Raw genomic sequence first — 17,802 nt, 5'->3', positions numbered from 1 at the left:
GAGCGGTACGTGACGCAGCGGTAATAGGTCTTCCGGCCCTGGGCCCCCTTCCGTACGACCGTACGATGGACGGGGTTCAGTGTCGTAAGAAGGAGACCCCCGTGGCAGACGAGCTCACCCCGGAAACCCCGGACGAGACCGAAGAGCCGATCAAGCAGCGGAAGAACGGCCTTTACCAGGGCGTGTCCGACGAGCTCGCCGAGAACATGAAGTCCGGCTGGGCCGACACCGAGCTGACCGGCCTGAAGCCGATCGCCCAGGCCCGGCACACCGCCGCCCGCCGCGCCGCGCTGTCCACGCGCTTCCCCGGCGAGCGCCTGGTGATCCCCGCCGGCAACCTGAAGACACGCTCGAACGACACCGAGTACGGCTTCCGCGCCTCGACCGAGTACGCCTACCTCACCGGCGACCAGACGCAGGACGGCGTCCTCGTCCTGGAACCGGTGAAGGACGGCCACGAGGCCACGATCTACCTGCTGCCCCGCTCCAACCGCGAGAACGGCGAGTTCTGGCTCGACGGCCAGGGCGAGCTCTGGGTCGGCCGCCGCCACTCCCTGACCGAGGCCGAGCAGCTCCTCGGCATCCCGGCCAAGGACGTCCGCGAGCTGCCCGCCGCCCTCAAGGAGGCCACCGGCCCGGTCCGCGCCGTCCGCGGCCACGATGCAAGCATCGAGGCCGCCCTGACCGACAAGGTCACCGCCGAACGCGACGAAGAGCTGCGGGTCCACCTCTCCGAGGCCCGTCTCATCAAGGACGCGTTTGAAATCGCCGAGCTGCAGAAGGCCTGCGACTCCACTGCCCGCGGCTTCGAGGACGTCGTCAAGGTCCTCGACAAGGCCGAGGCCACCAGCGAGCGCTACATCGAAGGCACCTTCTTCCTGCGCGCCCGCGTCGAAGGCAACGACGTCGGCTACGGCTCCATCTGCGCCGCCGGCCCGCACGCCACCACCCTCCACTGGGTACGCAACGACGGCCCGGTCCGCTCCGGCGAGCTGCTGCTCCTCGACGCCGGCGTCGAGACCACCGAGCTCTACACCGCCGACGTGACCCGCACCCTGCCGATCAACGGCCGCTTCACCGAGCTCCAGCGCAAGATCTACGACGCCGTGTACGAGGCGCAGGAGGCGGGCATCGCCGCCGTCAAGCCGGGCGCCGCCTACCGCGACTTCCACGACGCCGCCCAGCGCGTGCTCGCCGAGAAGCTCGTCGAGTGGGGCCTGATCGAGGGCCCCGTCGACCGCGTCCTGGAGCTCGGCCTCCAGCGCCGCTGGACCCTGCACGGCACCGGCCACATGCTCGGCATGGACGTCCACGACTGCGCCGCCGCGCGCACCGAGGCGTACGTCGACACGACGCTGGAGCCGGGCATGTGCCTGACCGTCGAGCCGGGACTCTACTTCCAGGCCGACGACCTGACCGTGCCCGAGGAGTACCGCGGCATCGGCATCCGGATCGAGGACGACATCCTCGTCACCGACGACGGCAACCGGAACCTCTCCGCCGCACTGCCGCGCCAGGCCGACGAGGTCGAGGCCTGGATGGCCGGCCTCAAGGGCTGACGTACAGGCTGACGTTCGTACGGAATACGGCCCCCGCAGACGTGATCGGCGGGGGCCCTCCCGTACCCGTTCTCACGTGCTCGTCCTCAGGTCAGCGCGAGCGGCGCGTCCGTCCGCCACTTGACGATCTTGTCGAAGCTGACCAGCGCCCCGCCCCGGCCCGTACGGCCGAAATGGACATGATCGGCGAGCTCCTCGATCAGCCGCAGCCCCCGCCCGTTCTCGGCATCGTGGGCGGCGGGGAGCGGGTAACCCGAGAAACCAGGACCCGAGTCCGCCACCTCGATACGACAGGTCTCCCCGTCCAGATAGGCCGTCACCCGGTACGCCTCCGAGGCCGGACCGGAACCCGTGTCCCCACCGTGCTCCACGGCATTGGCACACGCCTCGGTGAGCGCGACCGACAAGTCGTACGACACATCGGGGTCGACCCCCGCCGTCTCCATCGTGCCGAGCAGCAGCCGCCGGGCGAGCGGAACGCTCGCGGCCTCGCGCCTCAGATGGAGGGACCACCAGATGCTCATGCTCCAGCCTCCTGGCTGCGGCTCGACATGCTGCGGCGCGACATACCGATACCTATTGCCGCGCCAAGGGGTCCGTAAGCCCCCGGAAGGCACAAGAGCGCTCATTCGGCGGATGTGTGCGCACCACGGCCGGTGTATGTCGGACCGAGGCCGCCAGCGCGTCGGACCCGAAGGCCGTCTGTATGTCGGACCGAGGCCGCCAGCGTGCCGGACCCGAAGGCCGCGTGTATATCGGATCCGAAGGCGGCCAAAGGTGATCTTCCGGACCTGCCGCATGGCGGGCCAGGGCCTGGTGCGATGATGGGCCCGCCATGTCTGCGCCCGCGCTCGCACCACGCCTGCTGAGGGCCGCGGTGTTCACCGCGGTCTGCGTCGTGCTGTCCGGGCTCGGACACGCGATCGCCGCCTTCGCGGGCCTCGCCCTGTGGACCCTGGTCGCCGGCTTCCTGGGCTTCTTCGGCATCGCCGTCCTCTTCGCCGGACGGCAACGCTCGCTGCCCGTCATCGTCACCGCCCTGGCCGGCGGACAACTCGGACTGCACGCTCTCTTCGGACTCGGACAACGGCCGCTCACCGGCGGCTCCCTCGGCCCGGTCACCGACGACGCGCTGATCCGGATGGCCGCCCGACTCGTCTGCGGCGCCGGCGCCGCGTCCATGAGCGCCGCCGACGCCACGCGCATCATCAGCGACGCCGGCCTCGACCCGGCCACCGCAGCCACCCACACCCACGCCGCCCACCTGGCCGGCGGGACGGCCGCCGGCGCCGTCCAGAGCGCCGGCCTCCTGCCCAGCCTCCCGATGGTGCTCGGCCACCTCCTGGCCGCACTTGCCACCGGCTGGCTGCTGCGCCACGGCGACCTCGCCCTCGGCCGGCTCGCCCGGCTCTCCACCCACCGGGCGACCGAACTCGCCGAAGCCGCCCTCGTCCGCTCCCTGCGCGCCGCACTCACCCTCGTACGGGCCCTGCTCGCCGGCCTTCCCGGACTTCCCGCCGCCGGCCCGCGCCGGCCCGCCCGCACCACGGACGACACCGCACCGCCCACCGGCACCGAAGCACTCCAGCACACCGTCATCCGGCGCGGCCCCCCGGCCGCCGACTGCGCCCTCGCGGCCTGACCCGGACCCGCTCCGCTTCACCGAGAGCCGGTCCGTGGCCCTTCGTACGCCCGCACCACCCGGAACACACCCTTCCGGCCGTCGGCGTGCCGGAACCCCGACCCCTCTCCCGAGCTGGAGTGTCTTCTGCCATGAACGTTTCCCGTATCGCCCTCACCGGTGGCATCGCCCTCTCCTCCGTCGTCCTGCTCTCCGGCACCGCCTTCGCGCACGTCGGCGTCCAGCCGCAGGGCGAAGCCACCAAGGGCGGCTACGCGACCGTCAACGTCAAGGTCCCCAACGAGCGCGACAACGCCTCCACCGTCAAGGTCGAGATCAACTTCCCCACCGACCACCCGCTCGCCTCCGTGATGCCGCAGCCCGTCCCCGGCTGGAAGTCCGAGGTCACCAAGGCCAAGCTCGCCAAGCCGCTGGAGCTGCACGGCAAGACCATCAACGAGGCCGTCTCCAAGGTCACCTGGACCGCCGACGGCTCCAAGATCGGCCCCGGCCAGTTCCAGCAGTTCCCCCTCTCGCTCGGCCGGCTGCCCGAGGACACCGACCAGCTCGTCCTCAAGGCCATCCAGACCTACGACAACAACGAGGTCGTCCGCTGGATCGAAGAGCCCAAGGAAGGCGCCGAGGAACCCCAGAACCCCGCGCCCGTACTGAAGCTCACCGCCGCCACCGACGACCACCACGGCGGCAGCGACACGAAGACGGATGAGAAGGCCGGCCAGGAGGACAAGGCGAAGGACGAGAAGGGCCACGGCCACACCGAATCCGCCTCCGCCTCCTCCAGCGACACCACCGCCCGCGTCCTCGGCGTCGTCGGCATCCTCATCGGCGCCGCCGGCGTCGCCTTCGGCCTCCTCGCCGGCCGCCGCCGCTCCGCCTGAACCAGAAAGAACACGCCCCATGTCAGTCCAGAAGACGACCGGCCCCACCACCGACGAGCAGGCCAGGCCCAGCCGCCGCGCCCCCCTGATCATCGCCGCAGCCTCGGTCGTCGCCGCCCTCGCGGTGACGGCCGCCGTCGGCCTCGGCGGCGGAGCCGACAAGACCACCGGAACCGGAACCGGCCCCGTCGCCGAAGTCTCCACCGACGGCAACAGCACCAAGGCGGCGACCGTCCTCGACCGCCCCTTCACCAAGCCCGACCTCGTCCTCACCGACACCAAGGGCCAGAAGTACGACCTCCGCGCCCGGACCAAGGGCAAGGCGACGCTGATCTACTTCGGCTACACCCACTGCCCCGACGTCTGCCCCCTGACGATGAGCAACATCGCCATCGCCAAGAAGCAGCTCCCCAAGGCCGACCAGGACAAGCTCCAGGTCGTCTTCGTCACCACCGATCCCGAACGGGACACCCCCGCCTCACTCGCCAAGTGGCTCCCCGCCGCCGGCGACCCCTCCTTCATCGGCCTCACCGGCGACTTCCCCGCCATCCAGGCCGGCGCCCGCCAGATCGGCATCGGCATCGACCCGCCGAAGAAGGAGAAGAACGGCTCGGTCGTCTCCATGCACGGAGCCCAGGTGATCGCGTTCTCGCCCACGACCGACCAGGGCTACGTCCTGTACGGCGAGGACACGACCATCGACGACTACGCCAAGGACCTGCCGAAGCTCATCAAGGGGGAGAACCCGTGAACCGCCGCACCACCGCCCTGTCCGCCACCGTCGCCCTCACGGCAGCACTGGCGCTGACGGGGTGCTCGTCCGACAGCTCCGCCGAAGCCGACGGCAAGCCCGAACTGAAGGTCAGCGGCGCCTTCATGCCCCAGCCCGTGATGGACATGGCCGGCGCCTTCCTCACCATCAAGAACGAGAGCGGCACCGCCGACAAGCTCACCTCCGTCACGAGCCCGATCTCCGACGACGTCCAGATCCACGAGACGAAGAAGCAGAAGATGCGGCAGGTGACGTCCTTCGACATCCCCGCGAACGGCGACCTCACGCTCGAACGAGGCGGCAGCCACATCATGTTCATGGGCCTGAAGACCAAGCCGAAGCAGGGCGACAAGGTCAGCATCGAGCTGCACTTCGAGAAGGCCGACCCCATCACGGTCGACCTGCCCGTCGAAGCCGCCACCCACAACCCGAAGCAGCACTGAGCTACTTGAGGGACTGAACACACCCATGCCCACCACCGCCCCGCGCCTCGGAACCGCCCTGGCCCGGCTGCTGCTCGTCGCGGCCACGCTCCTCGGCGCCCTGCTCGCCGGCGCCGCCCCCGCGTCCGCGCACGCCGCACTCACCGGCAGCGACCCGCAGGACGGGGCGGTGGTCGCCACCGCCCCCAAGGACGTCCACCTCACCTTCTCCGAACAGGTCGCCATGGGCGACGACTCCATCCGCGTCCTCGACCCGGCCGGAAACCGCGTCGACACCGGAGAACTCCGCGACCTCTGCAGCGGCGCCGTCATCCGGTACGGCGTCGGCCTCCGCTCCGGACTCCCCGAAGGCACCTACACCGTCGCCTGGCAGGCCGTCTCCGCCGACAGCCACCCCATCGCCGGCGCCTTCACCTTCTCCGTCGGCGCCCCCTCCCCGACCTCCGTCACCCTCCCCGACCAGCAGGCAGGCGGCGGACTCGTCGGCGCGCTGTACGGCATCGCCCGCTACCTCTCGTACGCCGGCTTCATCGTCCTCGTCGGCGGCGGCGCCTTCGTCCTCGCCTGCTGGCCGCGCGGCGCGAGCATCCGGCCCCTCCAGCGGCTCGTCGTCAGAGGCTGGCTCACCCTCACCGCCGCCACCCTCGTCATGCTGCTGCTCCGCAACCCCTACACCGGCTCCGGCGAACTCGCCGACGCCTTCGACCTCGGCGGACTCAGCTCCGTCCTGGAGACGAAGACGGGCGCCGCACTCATCTCCCGGCTCATGCTGCTCGGCGCCGCCGCACTCTTCGTGGCCGTGCTCTTCGGCACGTACACCAAGCGGACCGACGAGAGGGAGAAGAAGGACCTCACCTTCGGACTCGCGATCGGCGGCACCGTCGTCGCCGCCGGAATCGCGGGGACCTGGGCACTCGCCGAACACGCCTCCACCGGCATCCAGCCCGGGATCGCGATGCCCGTCGACATCCTCCACCTCCTGGCCGTCGCGGCCTGGCTCGGCGGCCTGGCCACCCTGCTCGTCGCGCTCTACCGGGCACCCGGCATCGAGCGGGCCGCGGTGGAACGCTTCTCGAAGATCGCCTTCGGCTCCGTGGCCGTCCTCGCGGCGACCGGGCTGTACCAGTCCTGGCGCCAGGCCGGCTCCTGGTCCGCCCTCACCGGCACCGCGTACGGACAACTGCTCCTGGTCAAGATCGGACTCGTCGCCGTCCTCGTCGGCATCGCCTGGATCTCGCGCCGCTGGACCCAGCGACTCGCCACACCGGCACAGACGGAGTCGGAGACGACGGCCACGGATGACACCGAGGCCGAGGAAGAAGAGGCGGAGGAAGCCGAAGCCTCCGCCGGCGGCACCGACCCCGTACGGGCCGCCCAACTCGCCCGGCAACGAGCCGCCGTCGCCACCGCCCGCAAGAAGAGGGACCGCGACGCCGACCCCGAACGCACCGGCCTGCGCCGCTCCGTCCTGACCGAAGCCGCCGTCGCCGTCGTCCTGCTCGCCGTCACGACCGTCCTGACCTCGACCGAACCCGGCCGCACGGAAGAAGAGGCAGGACGCTCCCGCTCCGCCTCCGGCTCGACCGCCGTACCCGAACGCCCCGTGGACATCCGCCTCCCCTTCGACACCGGGGGCGTCGATGGCAAGGGCACCGTACGGCTCAGCCTCGACCCCGGCCGCACCGGCGCCAACGCCCTCCACCTCTACGTCGACCGCCCCAACGGCCGCCCCCTGGACGTCCCCGAGATCAAGGTCGCCTTCACCCTCAAGGCGAAGGACATCGGCCCCCTCCCCGTCGTCCCCGACCGCATCCAGACCGGACACTGGAGCGCCAACGGAGTCCAGATCCCCATGGCCGGCGAATGGCAGATCCAGGTGACGGTCCGCACCTCCGACATCGACCAGACCACCATCGACAAGACCGTGAAGATCGGCTGACCGACGTGAACAACGACGACGACACCCTCGACATCTCCCGGCGCAAGCTCCTCGGCACCGTCGGCGCGGCAGGCGCAGCCGGCCTCGCCCTCGGCGCGGCCGGAGGCGCCGGCGTCTACAGCGCGGTCGGCGACTCCGGCACCCCCGCCTCGGACACGACCGCACTCACAGTGGTCGGCGCCACCGAGGCGATGTTTCACGGGAAACATCAAGCGGGGATCACCACTCCGCTTCAGTCACGCGGCCACCTGATCGCCTTCGACCTCGCCCCAGGCGCCGGCCGCAAGGAAGCCGCGGCACTCCTGCGCCGCTGGTCCACCACGGCCAAGGCCCTCATGGCAGGCAAGCCGTCCACCGACGACACCGGCATCGCCCTCGACGCCGGACCCTCCTCCCTCACCGTCACTTTCGGCTTCGGCCACTCCTTCTTCGGCCGTACGGGACTCACCGCCCGCCGCCCCCCGCAGCTCGACCCCCTGCCCGCTTTCTCCGCCGACGCCCTCGACCCCAAGCGCTCCGAGGGCGACCTCTGGGTACAGATCGGCGCCGACGACGCCCTCGTCGCCTTCCACGCCCTGCGCGCCCTCCAGAAGGACGCCGGCGCAGCCGCCACCGTCCGCTGGCAGATGAACGGCTTCAACCGCTCCGCAGGCGCCACCGCCAAGCCCATGACCGCCCGCAACCTCATGGGCCAGGTCGACGGCACGGGCAACCCCAAGCCCTCCGACCCCGACTTCGACCAGCGGATCTTCGTCCCCGCAGGCGGCGCCGGCGCGGGCGGAGCGCACGACTGGATGGCCGGCGGCTCCTACGCCGTCGTCCGCCGGATCCGCATGCTCCTCGACGACTGGGAGAAGCTCCCCCTCGACAAGCAGGAGAAGGTCATCGGCCGCCGCAAATCCGACGGCGCCCCCCTCACCGGCGGAACCGAGACCACCGAACCCGACCTGAACAAGACCGGCCCCGACGGCACACTCGTCATCCCGGACAACGCCCACTCCCGGATCTCCGCCCCCGAACAGAACGGCGGAGCCGCCATGCTGCGCCGCCCCTTCTCCTTCCACGACGGCATCGGCGCCGACGGCACACCCGACGCCGGACTGCTCTTCATCTGCTGGCAGGCCGACCCGCTCAGGGGCTTCGTGCCCGTGCAGCGCAAGCTCGACCGGGGCGACGCGCTCTCCCCCTTCCTCCGGCACGAGGCGAGCGGCCTCTTCGCCGTGCCGGGCGGGGCCGCCGACGGCGAATACGTGGGCCAGCGGCTTCTGGAGTCGTAAGGACCCGGCGCCTATTAGGGTGACCGTATGTCCGCCACCCGGTATACGTATCTCGGCCCCGAAGGCACCTTCACGGAGGCCGCGCTGCGTACGCTGCCCGAGGCCGCGACCCGGGAACTCGTCCCGATGGTCTCCGTCCCCGCCGCGCTCGACGCCGTACGCAACGGAGAGGCCGCCGCCGCTCTCGTACCGATCGAGAACTCGGTGGAGGGCGGCGTCACCGCGACGCTGGACGAGCTGGCCTCCGGTGAACCGCTGATGATCTACCGCGAGGTGGTCCTGCCGATCGCCTTCGCCCTCCTCGCCCGCCCCGGGACCAAGCTCTCCGAGATCAAGACGGTGACCGGTCACCCGGTCGCCCAGCCGCAGGTGCGGAACTGGCTCCGGGCCCACCTCCCCGACGCCCTCTGGGAGTCGGCGGCCTCGAACGCGGACGGGGCCCGGCTGGTGCAGGAGGGCCGCTTCGACGCCGCCTTCGCCGGCGAGTTCGCGGCGGCGACCTACGGCCTGGAGGCCCTGGTCACCGAGATCCACGACGCGGAGAACGCCGAGACCCGCTTCGTCCTCGTGGGCCGGCCGGCCCGGCCCGCGGCGCCGACCGGGGCGGACAAGACGTCGGTGGTGCTGTGGCTGGGTGACGATCATCCGGGTGCCCTCCTCGAGCTGCTCCAGGAATTCGCGGTGCGCGGGGTCAACCTGATGCTGATCCAGTCCCGCCCGACGGGGGCTGGCATCGGGAACTACTGCTTCGCCGTGGACGCCGAGGGCCATATCTCGGACCGGCGCGTGGGCGAGGCGCTGATGGGCCTGAAGCGGATCTGCCCGAAGGTGCGGTTCCTCGGGTCGTACCCGCGTGCGGGCGTCGCGAGGAAGGACGTACGGGCGCTGCGGCGCGGGACGTCGGACGCGGAGTTCATGGCGGCCTCCGATTGGCTGGCGAGGGCCCAGGACGGTCGGGCCTGACCTGATCGTGCCCCGCCGCTGCCTTCGCCGGGGTTGGTCGTCCACAGGCGCGAAGGGGTTGTCCTACCTGCGTATATTCCTACGAACCCCCAAGTTATCCACAGGCCTCTTTCCCAGCCTGGGGACAAGTCGATATGGCGGTTGGGCAAGGTCGACAAATCGCCCCAGCCGGGTTCCGTTCACCCACAGGGGCGCAGGTCGGGCCACGTCAGCCCCATTCCATTGATCAACTCTTTAGGGCGAGGCCGGGCGAGGAATTCCCACTCGGAAGAGTGCGCGGGGCGGGTTTGATCATGACGACGCCCAGCAAATTCGTTCACGATCCACAGATCTGACGCACAGCCTGTGGAAAACTTGGGCGAGGGCCGATCTCGCTGTGGAGAAGTCCAGTGATCCACGCGGCGATTCAGTCAAGGCGCGCACGCCGGTCCGCCCCTTTTCGGGGGTCCCAGCACCCTTTATTGACGAATAGGGAGAGGATTTCCCAATACCGGCAATTCGGGCAAAGCGACACGCACCGCTATATCGGGTGGGGTGGGGCGAGCCCGCACCGGTAGCCTGGTGGGGTGATTGACCTTCGCCTGCTCCGTGAGGACCCCGACCGTGTTCGCGCCTCCCAGCGCGCCCGTGGAGAGGACGTCGAGCTCGTCGACGCCCTGCTCTCCGCCGATGAGCGGCGCAGGTCGTCCGGCGTCCGCTTCGACGAGCTCCGTTCCGAGCAGAAGTCGCTCGGAAAGCTGATCCCCAAGGCCTCCCCCGAGGAGCGCGCCGAGCTCCTCCAGCGGGCCGAGCAGCTCAAGGCCGATGTCAAGGCCGCCGAGGCCGAGCAGAACGAGGCCGACGAGACCGCGCGCGACCTGCTGCTGAAGCTCGGCAACATCGTCCACCCGGACGTGCCCGTCGGCGGCGAGGAGGACTTCGTCGTCCTGGAGACGCACGGCACCATCCGCGACTTCGCGGCCGAGGGCTTCGAGCCCAAGGACCACCTGGAGCTGGGCGAGGCGCTGGGCGCCATCGACGTCGAGCGGGGCGCCAAGGTCTCCGGCTCGCGCTTCTACTACCTGACGGGTGTCGGCGCCCTGCTGGAGCTGGCCCTCGTCAACGCGGCGATCGCGCAGGCGACCGAGGCCGGGTTCATCCCGATGCTGACGCCGGCGCTGGTCCGCCCCCGCGCCATGGAGGGCACCGGCTTCCTCGGCCAGGCCGCGGAGAACGTGTACCACCTGGAGAAGGACGACTTCTACCTCGTCGGTACGTCCGAGGTGCCGCTCGCCGCGTACCACATGGACGAGATCATCGACGCCGACAAGCTCCCGCTGCGCTACGCCGGCTTCTCGCCGTGCTTCCGCCGCGAGGCCGGCACGTACGGCAAGGACACCCGGGGCATCTTCCGGGTCCACCAGTTCGACAAGGTCGAGATGTTCTCGTACGTCGCTCCGGAGGACGCCGAGAACGAGCACAGGCGGCTGCTCGACTGGGAGAAGCAGTGGCTGACCAGCCTTGAGCTGCCCTTCCAGGTCATCGATGTGGCCACCGGCGACCTGGGCTCCTCCGCCTCGCGCAAGTTCGACTGCGAGGCCTGGATCCCGACGCAGGGCAAGTACCGCGAGCTGACCTCCGCGTCGAACTGCGACGGCTTCCAGGCGCGCCGCCTGTCCGTGCGGATGCGCGACGAGCGGGGCGGCAAGAAGGTCGTCCAGCCGCTCGCGACGCTGAACGGCACCCTGTGCGCCGTACCGCGCACGATCGTGGCGATCCTGGAGAACCACCAGCTGCCGGACGGTTCGGTGCGGGTGCCGGAGGTCCTGCGGCCGTACCTGGGTGGCCGCGAGGTCCTGGAGCCGATCTCCAAGTGAGTCCGTTCCCGTACAAGCTCGTCGCGACGGACCTCGACGGCACGCTGCTGCGCGCCGACGAGTCGGTCTCGGACCGTACGCGTGACGCCCTCGCCGCCGTGGTGGCGGCGGGGGCCGCGCACATCGTGGTCACGGGCCGGTCCGTCCCCTGGACCCGGCACATCCTCGACGACCTCGGCTACGAGGGGCTCGCGGTGTGCGGTCAGGGCGCGCAGGTCTACCACGCGGGCGAGCACCGACTGCTGACCTCGGTGACCCTGGACCGGCAGCTGGCCGGTCTGGCGCTGTCGAAGATCGAGGCCGAGGTGGGGCCGCTGGCGCTGGCCGCGAGCCGCGACGGTCTGGACGGCGAGGTGCTGATCAGCCCGGGGTACCGAGTGCAGGACGGGCCGCTGCCGTACGTCCCCTTCGAGGACCCGGCGGAGCTGTGGGCCGCCCCGCTGAACAAGCTGTACATCCAGCACCCGACGCTGTCGGACGACGAGCTGGCGGGGGCCGCCCGGCAGACGGCCGGCAGCCTGGTGGACGTGGTGATGGCCGGTCCGGGGATCGTGGAGATCCTCCCGCTGGGCCTGAGCAAGGCCACGGGTCTGTCGCTGGCGGCGCGCCGGCTGGGCGTGAAGGCGGCGGAGACGATCGCCTTCGGTGACATGCCGAACGACATCCCGATGTTCGCCTGGGCGGCGCGCGGCGTGGCGATGGCGAACGCCCACGCGTCCCTGAAGGACGTCGCGGACGAGGTGACGTTCTCGAACGAGGACGACGGCATCGCGGTCGTACTGGATCGTCTGCTGGCGGAGTAGAGCGGGCTTGCGTTCTGCGGAGGATGCGCGGATCGAACGCGCGCGGGGGTGACCCCGACCACGACTCGCTTTGAATCAAGCACAGTGCAAGCCGGTGCCTTACCGCTCGGCCAATCCTCCGGGTGGGCGGCCCGCGCGGAGAACCCGCGCGCTCGAAGCGGCCGCCCCGGCGGCGCTAGGGGGCGCCGCCCTGCAGGGAGCTCGACGGACTCGAACTCCGGCTCGAACTGGTGTCGGTCATCGTCGCGCTCCTCCCCGGTCTTGTGGCGGGCGTTTCCCGCTCGACCAGTGTGCGCGCGGCGGAGGTTCGGAAGCCACCGATTTATCGGGTGACGAACCCACCCACGACCTGATCGGTCGGGAGGGTTCGCCACCCGGCGGACGGGTTTCCCCGAGAAAACCTCAGAAGTTGATCATGTGTCCGGCCAGGCCGTGGATGGCCTCCTTGACGGCCTCGCCCAGCGTCGGGTGCGCGTGGACGTTCCGCGCGACCTCGTGGACCGTGAGGTCCCACTGCTGTGCCAGCGTCAGCTCGGGCAGCAGCTCGGTGACGTCGGGGCCGATCAGGTGGGCGCCGATGATCTCGCCGTACTGCGCGTCGGCGATGATCTTCACGAAGCCGGTGGAGTCGCCCAGGCCGTGCGCCTTGCCGTTCGCCGTGAACGGGAACTTGGCGACCTTGACGTCGTAACCCTTCTCGCGGGCCTGCTCCTCGGTCCAGCCCATGCTGGCGATCTGCGGCTGGCAGTAGGTGGCGCGCGGGATCATCGGGTAGTCGAGCTCCATCGTCTCGGCGTCCCCGATGGTCTCGGCGGCGACGACACCCATGGCCTCGGCGGTGTGCGCGAGCATCAGCTTCGCGGTCACGTCGCCGATGGCGTAGATGTGCGGCACGCTGGTGCGGCAGCAGCCGTCGACCTCGATGGCGCCGCGCTCGGTGAGTGCCACGCCGGTGTTCTCCAGGCCGTAGCCGGCGACGTTCGGGGCGAAGCCGATGGCCTGGAGGACCTTGTCGGCCTCCAGGACCTTCTGCGCGCCGTCCTTGCCGGTGACGGTGACGCGGACCTGCGGGCCGGACTCGTCGATCGTCTCGACGCGGGTGGAGGTCAGGACGTCGATGCCGAGCTTGCGGTACTGCTTGGCCAGCTCCTTGGAGACGTCCGCGTCCTCCAGCGGCGCGATCCGGTCGAGGAACTCGACGATGGTGACCTTGACGCCGTAGTTGTGGAGCACGTACGCGAACTCGATGCCGATCGCGCCGGCGCCGGCGATGATGACCGACTGCGGCACGTCCTCGGCGAGGATCTGCTCCTCGAACGTCACGACGCGCTCGGTGCGGGCGGTGCCGGGCAGCAGCTTCGGAGTGGCGCCGGTGGCGATGATGCAGTTGTCGAAGGCGATCGTCTGCGAGGTGCCGTCGGCCTTGTTCACCTGCAGGGTGTTCGCGTCGACGAAGGTGCCCCGGCCGTCGAACTCCGTGATGCCGTTCTTCTTCATCAGGAAGTGGACGCCCTTGACCCGGCCGTCCGCGACCGTGCGGCTGCGGCGGAACGCCTCGCCGTAGTCGAAGGAGACCGTGCCGTCGACCTTGATGCCGAAGGTCTTGGCCTCGTGGTTGAAGATGTGGGCGAGTTCGGCGTTGCGCAGCAGCGCCTTGGTGGGGATGCAGCCGACGTTCAGGCAGACACCGCCCCAGTACTTCTCTTCGACGACCGCGACCCGCTTGCCCAGCTGGGCGGCGCGGATGGCGGCGACGTAGCCGCCGGGGCCAGCTCCGAGTACGACGACGTCGAAGCGGTCTGACATGACTGACTCCCGAGGGTGGTGAGGGTGTTCGTGTCCCGTACGGAGCCACAGTAGTCCGGCGCTCCCCGGACGGCCCGCGGCCCTGTGGGCCGGGCGAATGGGCGGGTGGAGCGGTGCCGGCGCCTGCAGGGAGGTCGCGGTGACCACGGGCACGGAATCGGGCCTCCACGCGCGCGTGGAGGCCCGGGCCGGCTCTCCGGGATGGCCCGGACCGTCGGCGGTCTGATGGCGGCGGCCGGGGCCTACTCCTCGCCCGCCAGCTTCAGCGTCCGCAGCTTCTGGCCCGCGTACCAGGTCGCGGCGACCGTCACGCCGACCAGCAGCGCCACCGCCGTCCCCAGGCCCACGTCCGAGGTCACGAGCCCTTCCCCGCTGACCTTCTGGGCGACCGCCAGCGCCCACTGCTGCACGCTGAGCGTCTTCGCCCCGGAGATCAGGGAGCCGAACAGGGCCTCCCAGACCAGCGCGTACACCAGCCCGATGACCACCGCGTGGCGGCTGACCGTGCCGAGCAGCAGGAAGAGCGCGCTGTACGCGATGGAGGCGACCAGCGCCGCGACCGTGTACGCGACCGCCACCTGCTGACCGTTGCCGTTGAGGATCAGGCCGGCGAGGAACGTGGGCACCGCCGAGAAGACCATGGTCACGGCGATCGCCACGATCAGCTTGGTGAAGATGATCGAGGGCCGCGTCACCGGCTTGGACAGCAGATAGACGATCGAACCGTCGTCGATCTCCGGCCCGATCGCACCCGTTCCGGCGATCACACCGATCAGCGGAACCATCGTGGCAAGCGCGAAACCGCCGAGGACGTCGGCCGCGATCTGGTCGTCGGCGCCGTTGAACGCCCGTACCGCGGCGGCGATCACCAGCAGGAGCGCGGGCAGCGCGAAGAGGATCAGCGCCCGCCGGCGGCCGAGGAGGGCCCGGTAGGTGAGCCGGGCGACTGTGGGGTTGTACATCGGTCAGGCTCCTTTCAGGCCGCTACGAGGTACGAGAAGACCGATTCGAGGGACTCGTCCGAGGGCGAGACCGTCAGCAGCCGGATCCCCTGCGCCCGGGCGACCCGGGGCAGCAGTTCCGTGAACCGCCCGAAGTCCACCGCCTGGATGCGCAGGGCGCCTTCGGCGAGGTCGACCTCGATGCCGGCCGTGGACGGGTCGGCGATGAGCGCGGCCGCGAGCGCCCGGTCGTCGCTGGACCGTACGAGATAGCGGTGCGGCCGGTCCGTCATCAGCCGTCGGATCTTGCGGAAGTCGCCCGAGGCGGCGTGCCGTCCGGCGACGATCACCTCGATGTGCGAGGCGAGCTGCTCGACCTCCTCCAGGATGTGTGAGGAGAACAGCACCGTGCGGCCCGCGGAGCCCATCCGGCGCAGCAGGTCCATCAACTGCATGCGCTGGCGCGGGTCCATGCCGTTGAACGGCTCGTCGAGCAGCAGCACGGACGGGTCGTGGACGAGGGCCGAGGCCATCTTCACGCGCTGCCGCATGCCCTTGCTGTACGTGGCGATCTTGCGGTCCTGTGCGTACTCCATCTCGACCGTGGCGAGCGCGTTCTGCGCCTCCTTGGCGCCGAGGCCGTGCAGCTCGGCGTTGGCGAGGACGAACTCGCGGCCGGTGAGGAAGTCGTACATCGCCTCCCGCTCGGGCACGACGCCGATCTGCCGGTAGACGGACTCGTTCCGCCAGATCGCCTCGCCGTCGAGGGTGACGGTGCCCGTGGAGGGCTCCAGGAAGCCGCCCATCATGTTGATGAGGGTGGACTTTCCGGCGCCGTTGGGGCCGAGGAGGCCCGTGACACCGGGGCCGATCGTCATGGTGACGTCGTTGACGGCGACGACGTTGCCGAACCACCGAGAGGCGTGGTCGATGTTCAGGGTTGTCACAGCCCGACCTTTCGGTAGCGGCGCATCAGGACTCCGTACGAGCCGGCGATGAGCGCGAGGACGACCAGCAGGTACACCACGCCGACTCCGGCGCCCGGTCCCGCCCCTTCCCCTCCGGGGAAGGAGGTGGAGGCGCCGAGGAAGGCGGTCTGCACCCCGTCGATGAGCGTGATCGGCGAGAACAGGCCCATCCACTGGATGGCGTCGATGTTGTCCGTGCCGTAGGCGATGCCCTGGAGCGTGGAGACCGCGCCGTAGGAGATCACCAGCGTGGCGATGACCGCGGCGACGCCGAAGCCGCGGCGCGGGGTGAGCGCGGCCATGACCAGGCCGATGCCGCCGAAGAGAAGGGAGAGCAGCGCCACGGAGACCAGCCCCTGGCCGAAGCCCTCGGCCTGGTCGGTGAAGTCCAGCTTCGCGAGCAGGGAGCCGACGAACAGGATCACCAGCGGCGTGGCGGTGAGGACGAAGAGCGCCGAGGCCATCGCCCCGTACTTGGCGAGGACGTAGTCCGTCCGCTCGATCGGGCGCGAGAAGTACAGCGGCACCGTCCGGAACCTCAGGTCGCGCGAGACGGACTGGGGGGCCTGCGCGGCCAGGTAGATGGCGATCACGAGCTGGAGGTAGATCGCGTAGGCCGTGTAGTCCACCGGCAGCTTCGTCGCCTTCGTGACGACCGCGACCGCGACGATGATCAGCGCGGGAACGCACATCACCGCGAAGAGAATCATCGGCAGCACCTTGGACTTGGCGCTGCGGCCAAGACCGTACGCCCCGCGCAGCGACTGCGAGAACAGCGCACGGCGCGCGTACGCACGGCCGAGGCGCGGCCCGTCGTAGTCGCGGTAGCCGATGTTGTGGATCTGTGTGGTCTCGGGGGCCTGGGAGCTCATCGCGCGGGCACCTCCTCCTGCTGCTGGGCGCCGGGGCGGAAGACCTCGGCGATGTGGTGGCGCCGCTGTTCCATCCGTACAAGTCCGAGGCCGAGGTCGGCGACGGTGTCGCGGACGAGGTCGTACGTCTCCTCGCCCGCGGCCTCCACGAGCAGGATGTGGCCGGCGCCCGGCAGCCCGTCCTCCACGCCCTCGTGGAGGGTGACGCCCGCCGCGGCGAGCGCGCCGCGCAGGGCGTGGGCGCCGTCGGGGTGCGTGTCGGAGTCGGTGACCTCGACCGCGAGCGTCGTGGTCATCTGGGTGAAGTCGCTGGTGGAGCTGGAGCGCAGCAGCCGGCCGCCGTCGATGACGACGACGTGGTCGCAGGTGCGCTCCAGCTCGCCGAGGAGATGCGAGGTGACGAGGACGGAGATGCCGAAGTCGGTCCAGATCCGGCGGATCAGGCCGAGCATCTCGTCGCGGCCCACCGGGTCGAGGCCGTTCGTCGGCTCGTCGAGGAGGACCAGCTGCGGGTCGTGGACCAGCGCCTGGGCGAGCTTCACCCGCTGCTTCATACCCGTCGAGTAGCCGCCGATGGGGCGGTACCGCTCCTCGTACAGACCGACGTGGCGCAGGGTGTCGGCCGTCCGCTCACGGGCGGCGCTGGCGGGCAGGCCCGACATCCGCGCCATGTGGACGACGAGCTCGGTGGCCGAGACGTCCGGCGGGAGGCAGTCGTGCTCGGGCATGTACCCGACACGCTCACGGATCTGGGGGCCGGACGTGGCGACGTCCAGGCCGAGCACCGCGGCACCGCCCTCCGTGGCGGGCGACAGACCGAGCAGGATCTTGATCATCGTGGACTTGCCGGCTCCGTTGGCACCCACCAGTCCGGTCACACCGGGCCCGATGTCCAGGGAGAGCCGGTCGAGAGCGGTCACCCGGGGGAACCGCTTGCTGAGGCTTTCGGTGGCGATCACAGTCACACCTCGACGGTAGTGGCGTGCACCACAGCGGTCGTCAGCCCAACGGCTCGATCCGTATCCGACTCCAGGAGTACGGAACCCGTAGGTGAGCCGATACCAAAGTCGTTTTCCACAGGGA

Annotated in this window: 16 protein-coding genes and 1 tRNA gene; 10 read left to right on the top strand and 7 right to left on the bottom strand. The window is 70.3% G+C overall.

Translation table 11 applies throughout. The annotated features are described in order from the left end of the window. Positions 1 to 101 precede the first annotated feature (101 nt). Complete coding sequence (locus ACZ4VI_RS15995) at positions 102 to 1,559, top strand: aminopeptidase P family protein (protein WP_467999808.1); 1,458 nt, start codon at positions 102 to 104, stop codon at positions 1,557 to 1,559. Positions 1,560 to 1,645: 86 nt separating this feature from the next. On the opposite strand, the gene ACZ4VI_RS15990 is transcribed toward ACZ4VI_RS15995, so the two are convergent. Next, on the bottom strand, positions 1,646 to 2,083 hold the full coding sequence (locus ACZ4VI_RS15990; RefSeq protein WP_467999807.1) for an ATP-binding protein: 438 nt from the start codon (positions 2,081 to 2,083) through the stop codon (positions 1,646 to 1,648). A gap of 311 nt (positions 2,084 to 2,394) precedes the next feature. On the opposite strand from ACZ4VI_RS15990, the gene ACZ4VI_RS15985 reads away from it, so the two are divergent. The 9 genes from ACZ4VI_RS15985 (at position 2,395) to ACZ4VI_RS15945 (ending at position 12,132) form a co-directional block, all read left to right on the top strand. Continuing rightward, on the top strand, positions 2,395 to 3,201 hold the full coding sequence (locus tag ACZ4VI_RS15985) for a hypothetical protein (RefSeq protein ID WP_467999806.1): 807 nt from the start codon (positions 2,395 to 2,397) through the stop codon (positions 3,199 to 3,201). 131 nt (positions 3,202 to 3,332) lie between these two features. Next, complete coding sequence (locus tag ACZ4VI_RS15980) at positions 3,333 to 4,079, top strand: YcnI family copper-binding membrane protein (RefSeq protein WP_467999805.1); 747 nt, start codon at positions 3,333 to 3,335, stop codon at positions 4,077 to 4,079. A gap of 19 nt (positions 4,080 to 4,098) precedes the next feature. Continuing rightward, the gene (locus tag ACZ4VI_RS15975) at positions 4,099 to 4,830 is read left to right on the top strand and encodes an SCO family protein (RefSeq protein WP_467999804.1); all 732 of its coding nucleotides are present in this window, start codon (positions 4,099 to 4,101) and stop codon (positions 4,828 to 4,830) included. After that, entirely contained in the window at positions 4,827 to 5,294 is a 468-nt protein-coding gene (locus ACZ4VI_RS15970; protein WP_467999803.1) for a copper chaperone PCu(A)C, read from the top strand. Before ACZ4VI_RS15975 ends, ACZ4VI_RS15970 begins: the two co-directional genes overlap by 4 nt. 25 nt (positions 5,295 to 5,319) lie before the next feature. Next, positions 5,320 to 7,233 (top strand): copper resistance protein CopC, encoded by a 1,914-nt coding sequence (locus ACZ4VI_RS15965; RefSeq protein ID WP_467999802.1) that lies wholly within the window; start codon positions 5,320 to 5,322, stop codon positions 7,231 to 7,233. Positions 7,234 to 7,238: 5 nt separating this feature from the next. Then, positions 7,239 to 8,510: an iron uptake transporter deferrochelatase/peroxidase subunit gene (efeB, locus tag ACZ4VI_RS15960; RefSeq protein ID WP_467999801.1), complete on the top strand. Its 1,272-nt coding sequence runs from the start codon at positions 7,239 to 7,241 to the stop codon at positions 8,508 to 8,510. 27 nt (positions 8,511 to 8,537) lie between these two features. After that, positions 8,538 to 9,473 (top strand): prephenate dehydratase, encoded by a 936-nt coding sequence (pheA, locus tag ACZ4VI_RS15955; RefSeq protein ID WP_467999800.1) that lies wholly within the window; start codon positions 8,538 to 8,540, stop codon positions 9,471 to 9,473. 566 nt (positions 9,474 to 10,039) lie between these two features. Continuing rightward, the gene (serS, locus tag ACZ4VI_RS15950) at positions 10,040 to 11,329 is read left to right on the top strand and encodes a serine--tRNA ligase (protein WP_467999799.1); all 1,290 of its coding nucleotides are present in this window, start codon (positions 10,040 to 10,042) and stop codon (positions 11,327 to 11,329) included. Further along, positions 11,326 to 12,132, top strand: a complete 807-nt coding sequence (locus ACZ4VI_RS15945) for an HAD family hydrolase (RefSeq protein WP_467999798.1) — start codon at positions 11,326 to 11,328, stop codon at positions 12,130 to 12,132. The genes serS and ACZ4VI_RS15945 overlap by 4 nt, the downstream gene beginning before the upstream one ends. Positions 12,133 to 12,149: 17 nt before the next feature. Here the strand turns inward: ACZ4VI_RS15945 and ACZ4VI_RS15940 are convergent. From ACZ4VI_RS15940 to ACZ4VI_RS15915, 6 genes are all read right to left on the bottom strand, one after another. Beyond that, positions 12,150 to 12,252 (bottom strand) — tRNA-OTHER (locus tag ACZ4VI_RS15940). A 282-nt stretch (positions 12,253 to 12,534) separates the two neighbouring features. Next, positions 12,535 to 13,938, bottom strand: coding sequence for a dihydrolipoyl dehydrogenase (lpdA, locus tag ACZ4VI_RS15935; protein ID WP_467999797.1), 1,404 nt, complete (start codon positions 13,936 to 13,938; stop codon positions 12,535 to 12,537). Positions 13,939 to 14,180: 242 nt separating this feature from the next. Continuing rightward, the gene (locus ACZ4VI_RS15930; protein ID WP_467999796.1) at positions 14,181 to 14,900 is read right to left on the bottom strand and encodes an ABC transporter permease; all 720 of its coding nucleotides are present in this window, start codon (positions 14,898 to 14,900) and stop codon (positions 14,181 to 14,183) included. 14 nt (positions 14,901 to 14,914) lie between these two features. Further along, positions 14,915 to 15,826, bottom strand: coding sequence for an ABC transporter ATP-binding protein (locus ACZ4VI_RS15925; RefSeq protein WP_467999795.1), 912 nt, complete (start codon positions 15,824 to 15,826; stop codon positions 14,915 to 14,917). After that, positions 15,823 to 16,719, bottom strand: a complete 897-nt coding sequence (locus ACZ4VI_RS15920) for an ABC transporter permease (protein WP_467999794.1) — start codon at positions 16,717 to 16,719, stop codon at positions 15,823 to 15,825. Before ACZ4VI_RS15920 ends, ACZ4VI_RS15925 begins: the two co-directional genes overlap by 4 nt. After that, positions 16,716 to 17,678: an ABC transporter ATP-binding protein gene (locus ACZ4VI_RS15915; RefSeq protein ID WP_467999983.1), complete on the bottom strand. Its 963-nt coding sequence runs from the start codon at positions 17,676 to 17,678 to the stop codon at positions 16,716 to 16,718. The genes ACZ4VI_RS15920 and ACZ4VI_RS15915 overlap by 4 nt, the downstream gene beginning before the upstream one ends. Positions 17,679 to 17,802: the final 124 nt, after the last annotated feature.

The sequence above is a fragment of the Streptomyces sp. NPDC029169 genome, assembly GCF_055563935.1.
The sequence above is the reverse complement of the archived record's forward strand: the minus strand, read 5'-3'. Positions and strand labels throughout refer to the sequence as shown.

Excerpts from the sequence above, each read along its gene's own strand:
- pheA (WP_467999800.1), top strand. The coding sequence starts at position 8,538 with ATGTCCGCCACCCGGTATACGTATCTCGGCCCCGAAGGCACCTTCACG.
- lpdA (WP_467999797.1), bottom strand. The coding sequence starts at position 13,938 with ATGTCAGACCGCTTCGACGTCGTCGTACTCGGAGCTGGCCCCGGCGGC.
- ACZ4VI_RS15980 (WP_467999805.1), top strand. The coding sequence starts at position 3,333 with ATGAACGTTTCCCGTATCGCCCTCACCGGTGGCATCGCCCTCTCCTCC.
- ACZ4VI_RS15930 (WP_467999796.1), bottom strand. The coding sequence starts at position 14,900 with ATGTACAACCCCACAGTCGCCCGGCTCACCTACCGGGCCCTCCTCGGC.
- ACZ4VI_RS15975 (WP_467999804.1), top strand. The coding sequence starts at position 4,099 with ATGTCAGTCCAGAAGACGACCGGCCCCACCACCGACGAGCAGGCCAGG.
- ACZ4VI_RS15920 (WP_467999794.1), bottom strand. The coding sequence starts at position 16,719 with ATGAGCTCCCAGGCCCCCGAGACCACACAGATCCACAACATCGGCTAC.
- ACZ4VI_RS15990 (WP_467999807.1), bottom strand. The coding sequence starts at position 2,083 with ATGAGCATCTGGTGGTCCCTCCATCTGAGGCGCGAGGCCGCGAGCGTT.
- ACZ4VI_RS15965 (WP_467999802.1), top strand. The coding sequence starts at position 5,320 with ATGCCCACCACCGCCCCGCGCCTCGGAACCGCCCTGGCCCGGCTGCTG.
- ACZ4VI_RS15985 (WP_467999806.1), top strand. The coding sequence starts at position 2,395 with ATGTCTGCGCCCGCGCTCGCACCACGCCTGCTGAGGGCCGCGGTGTTC.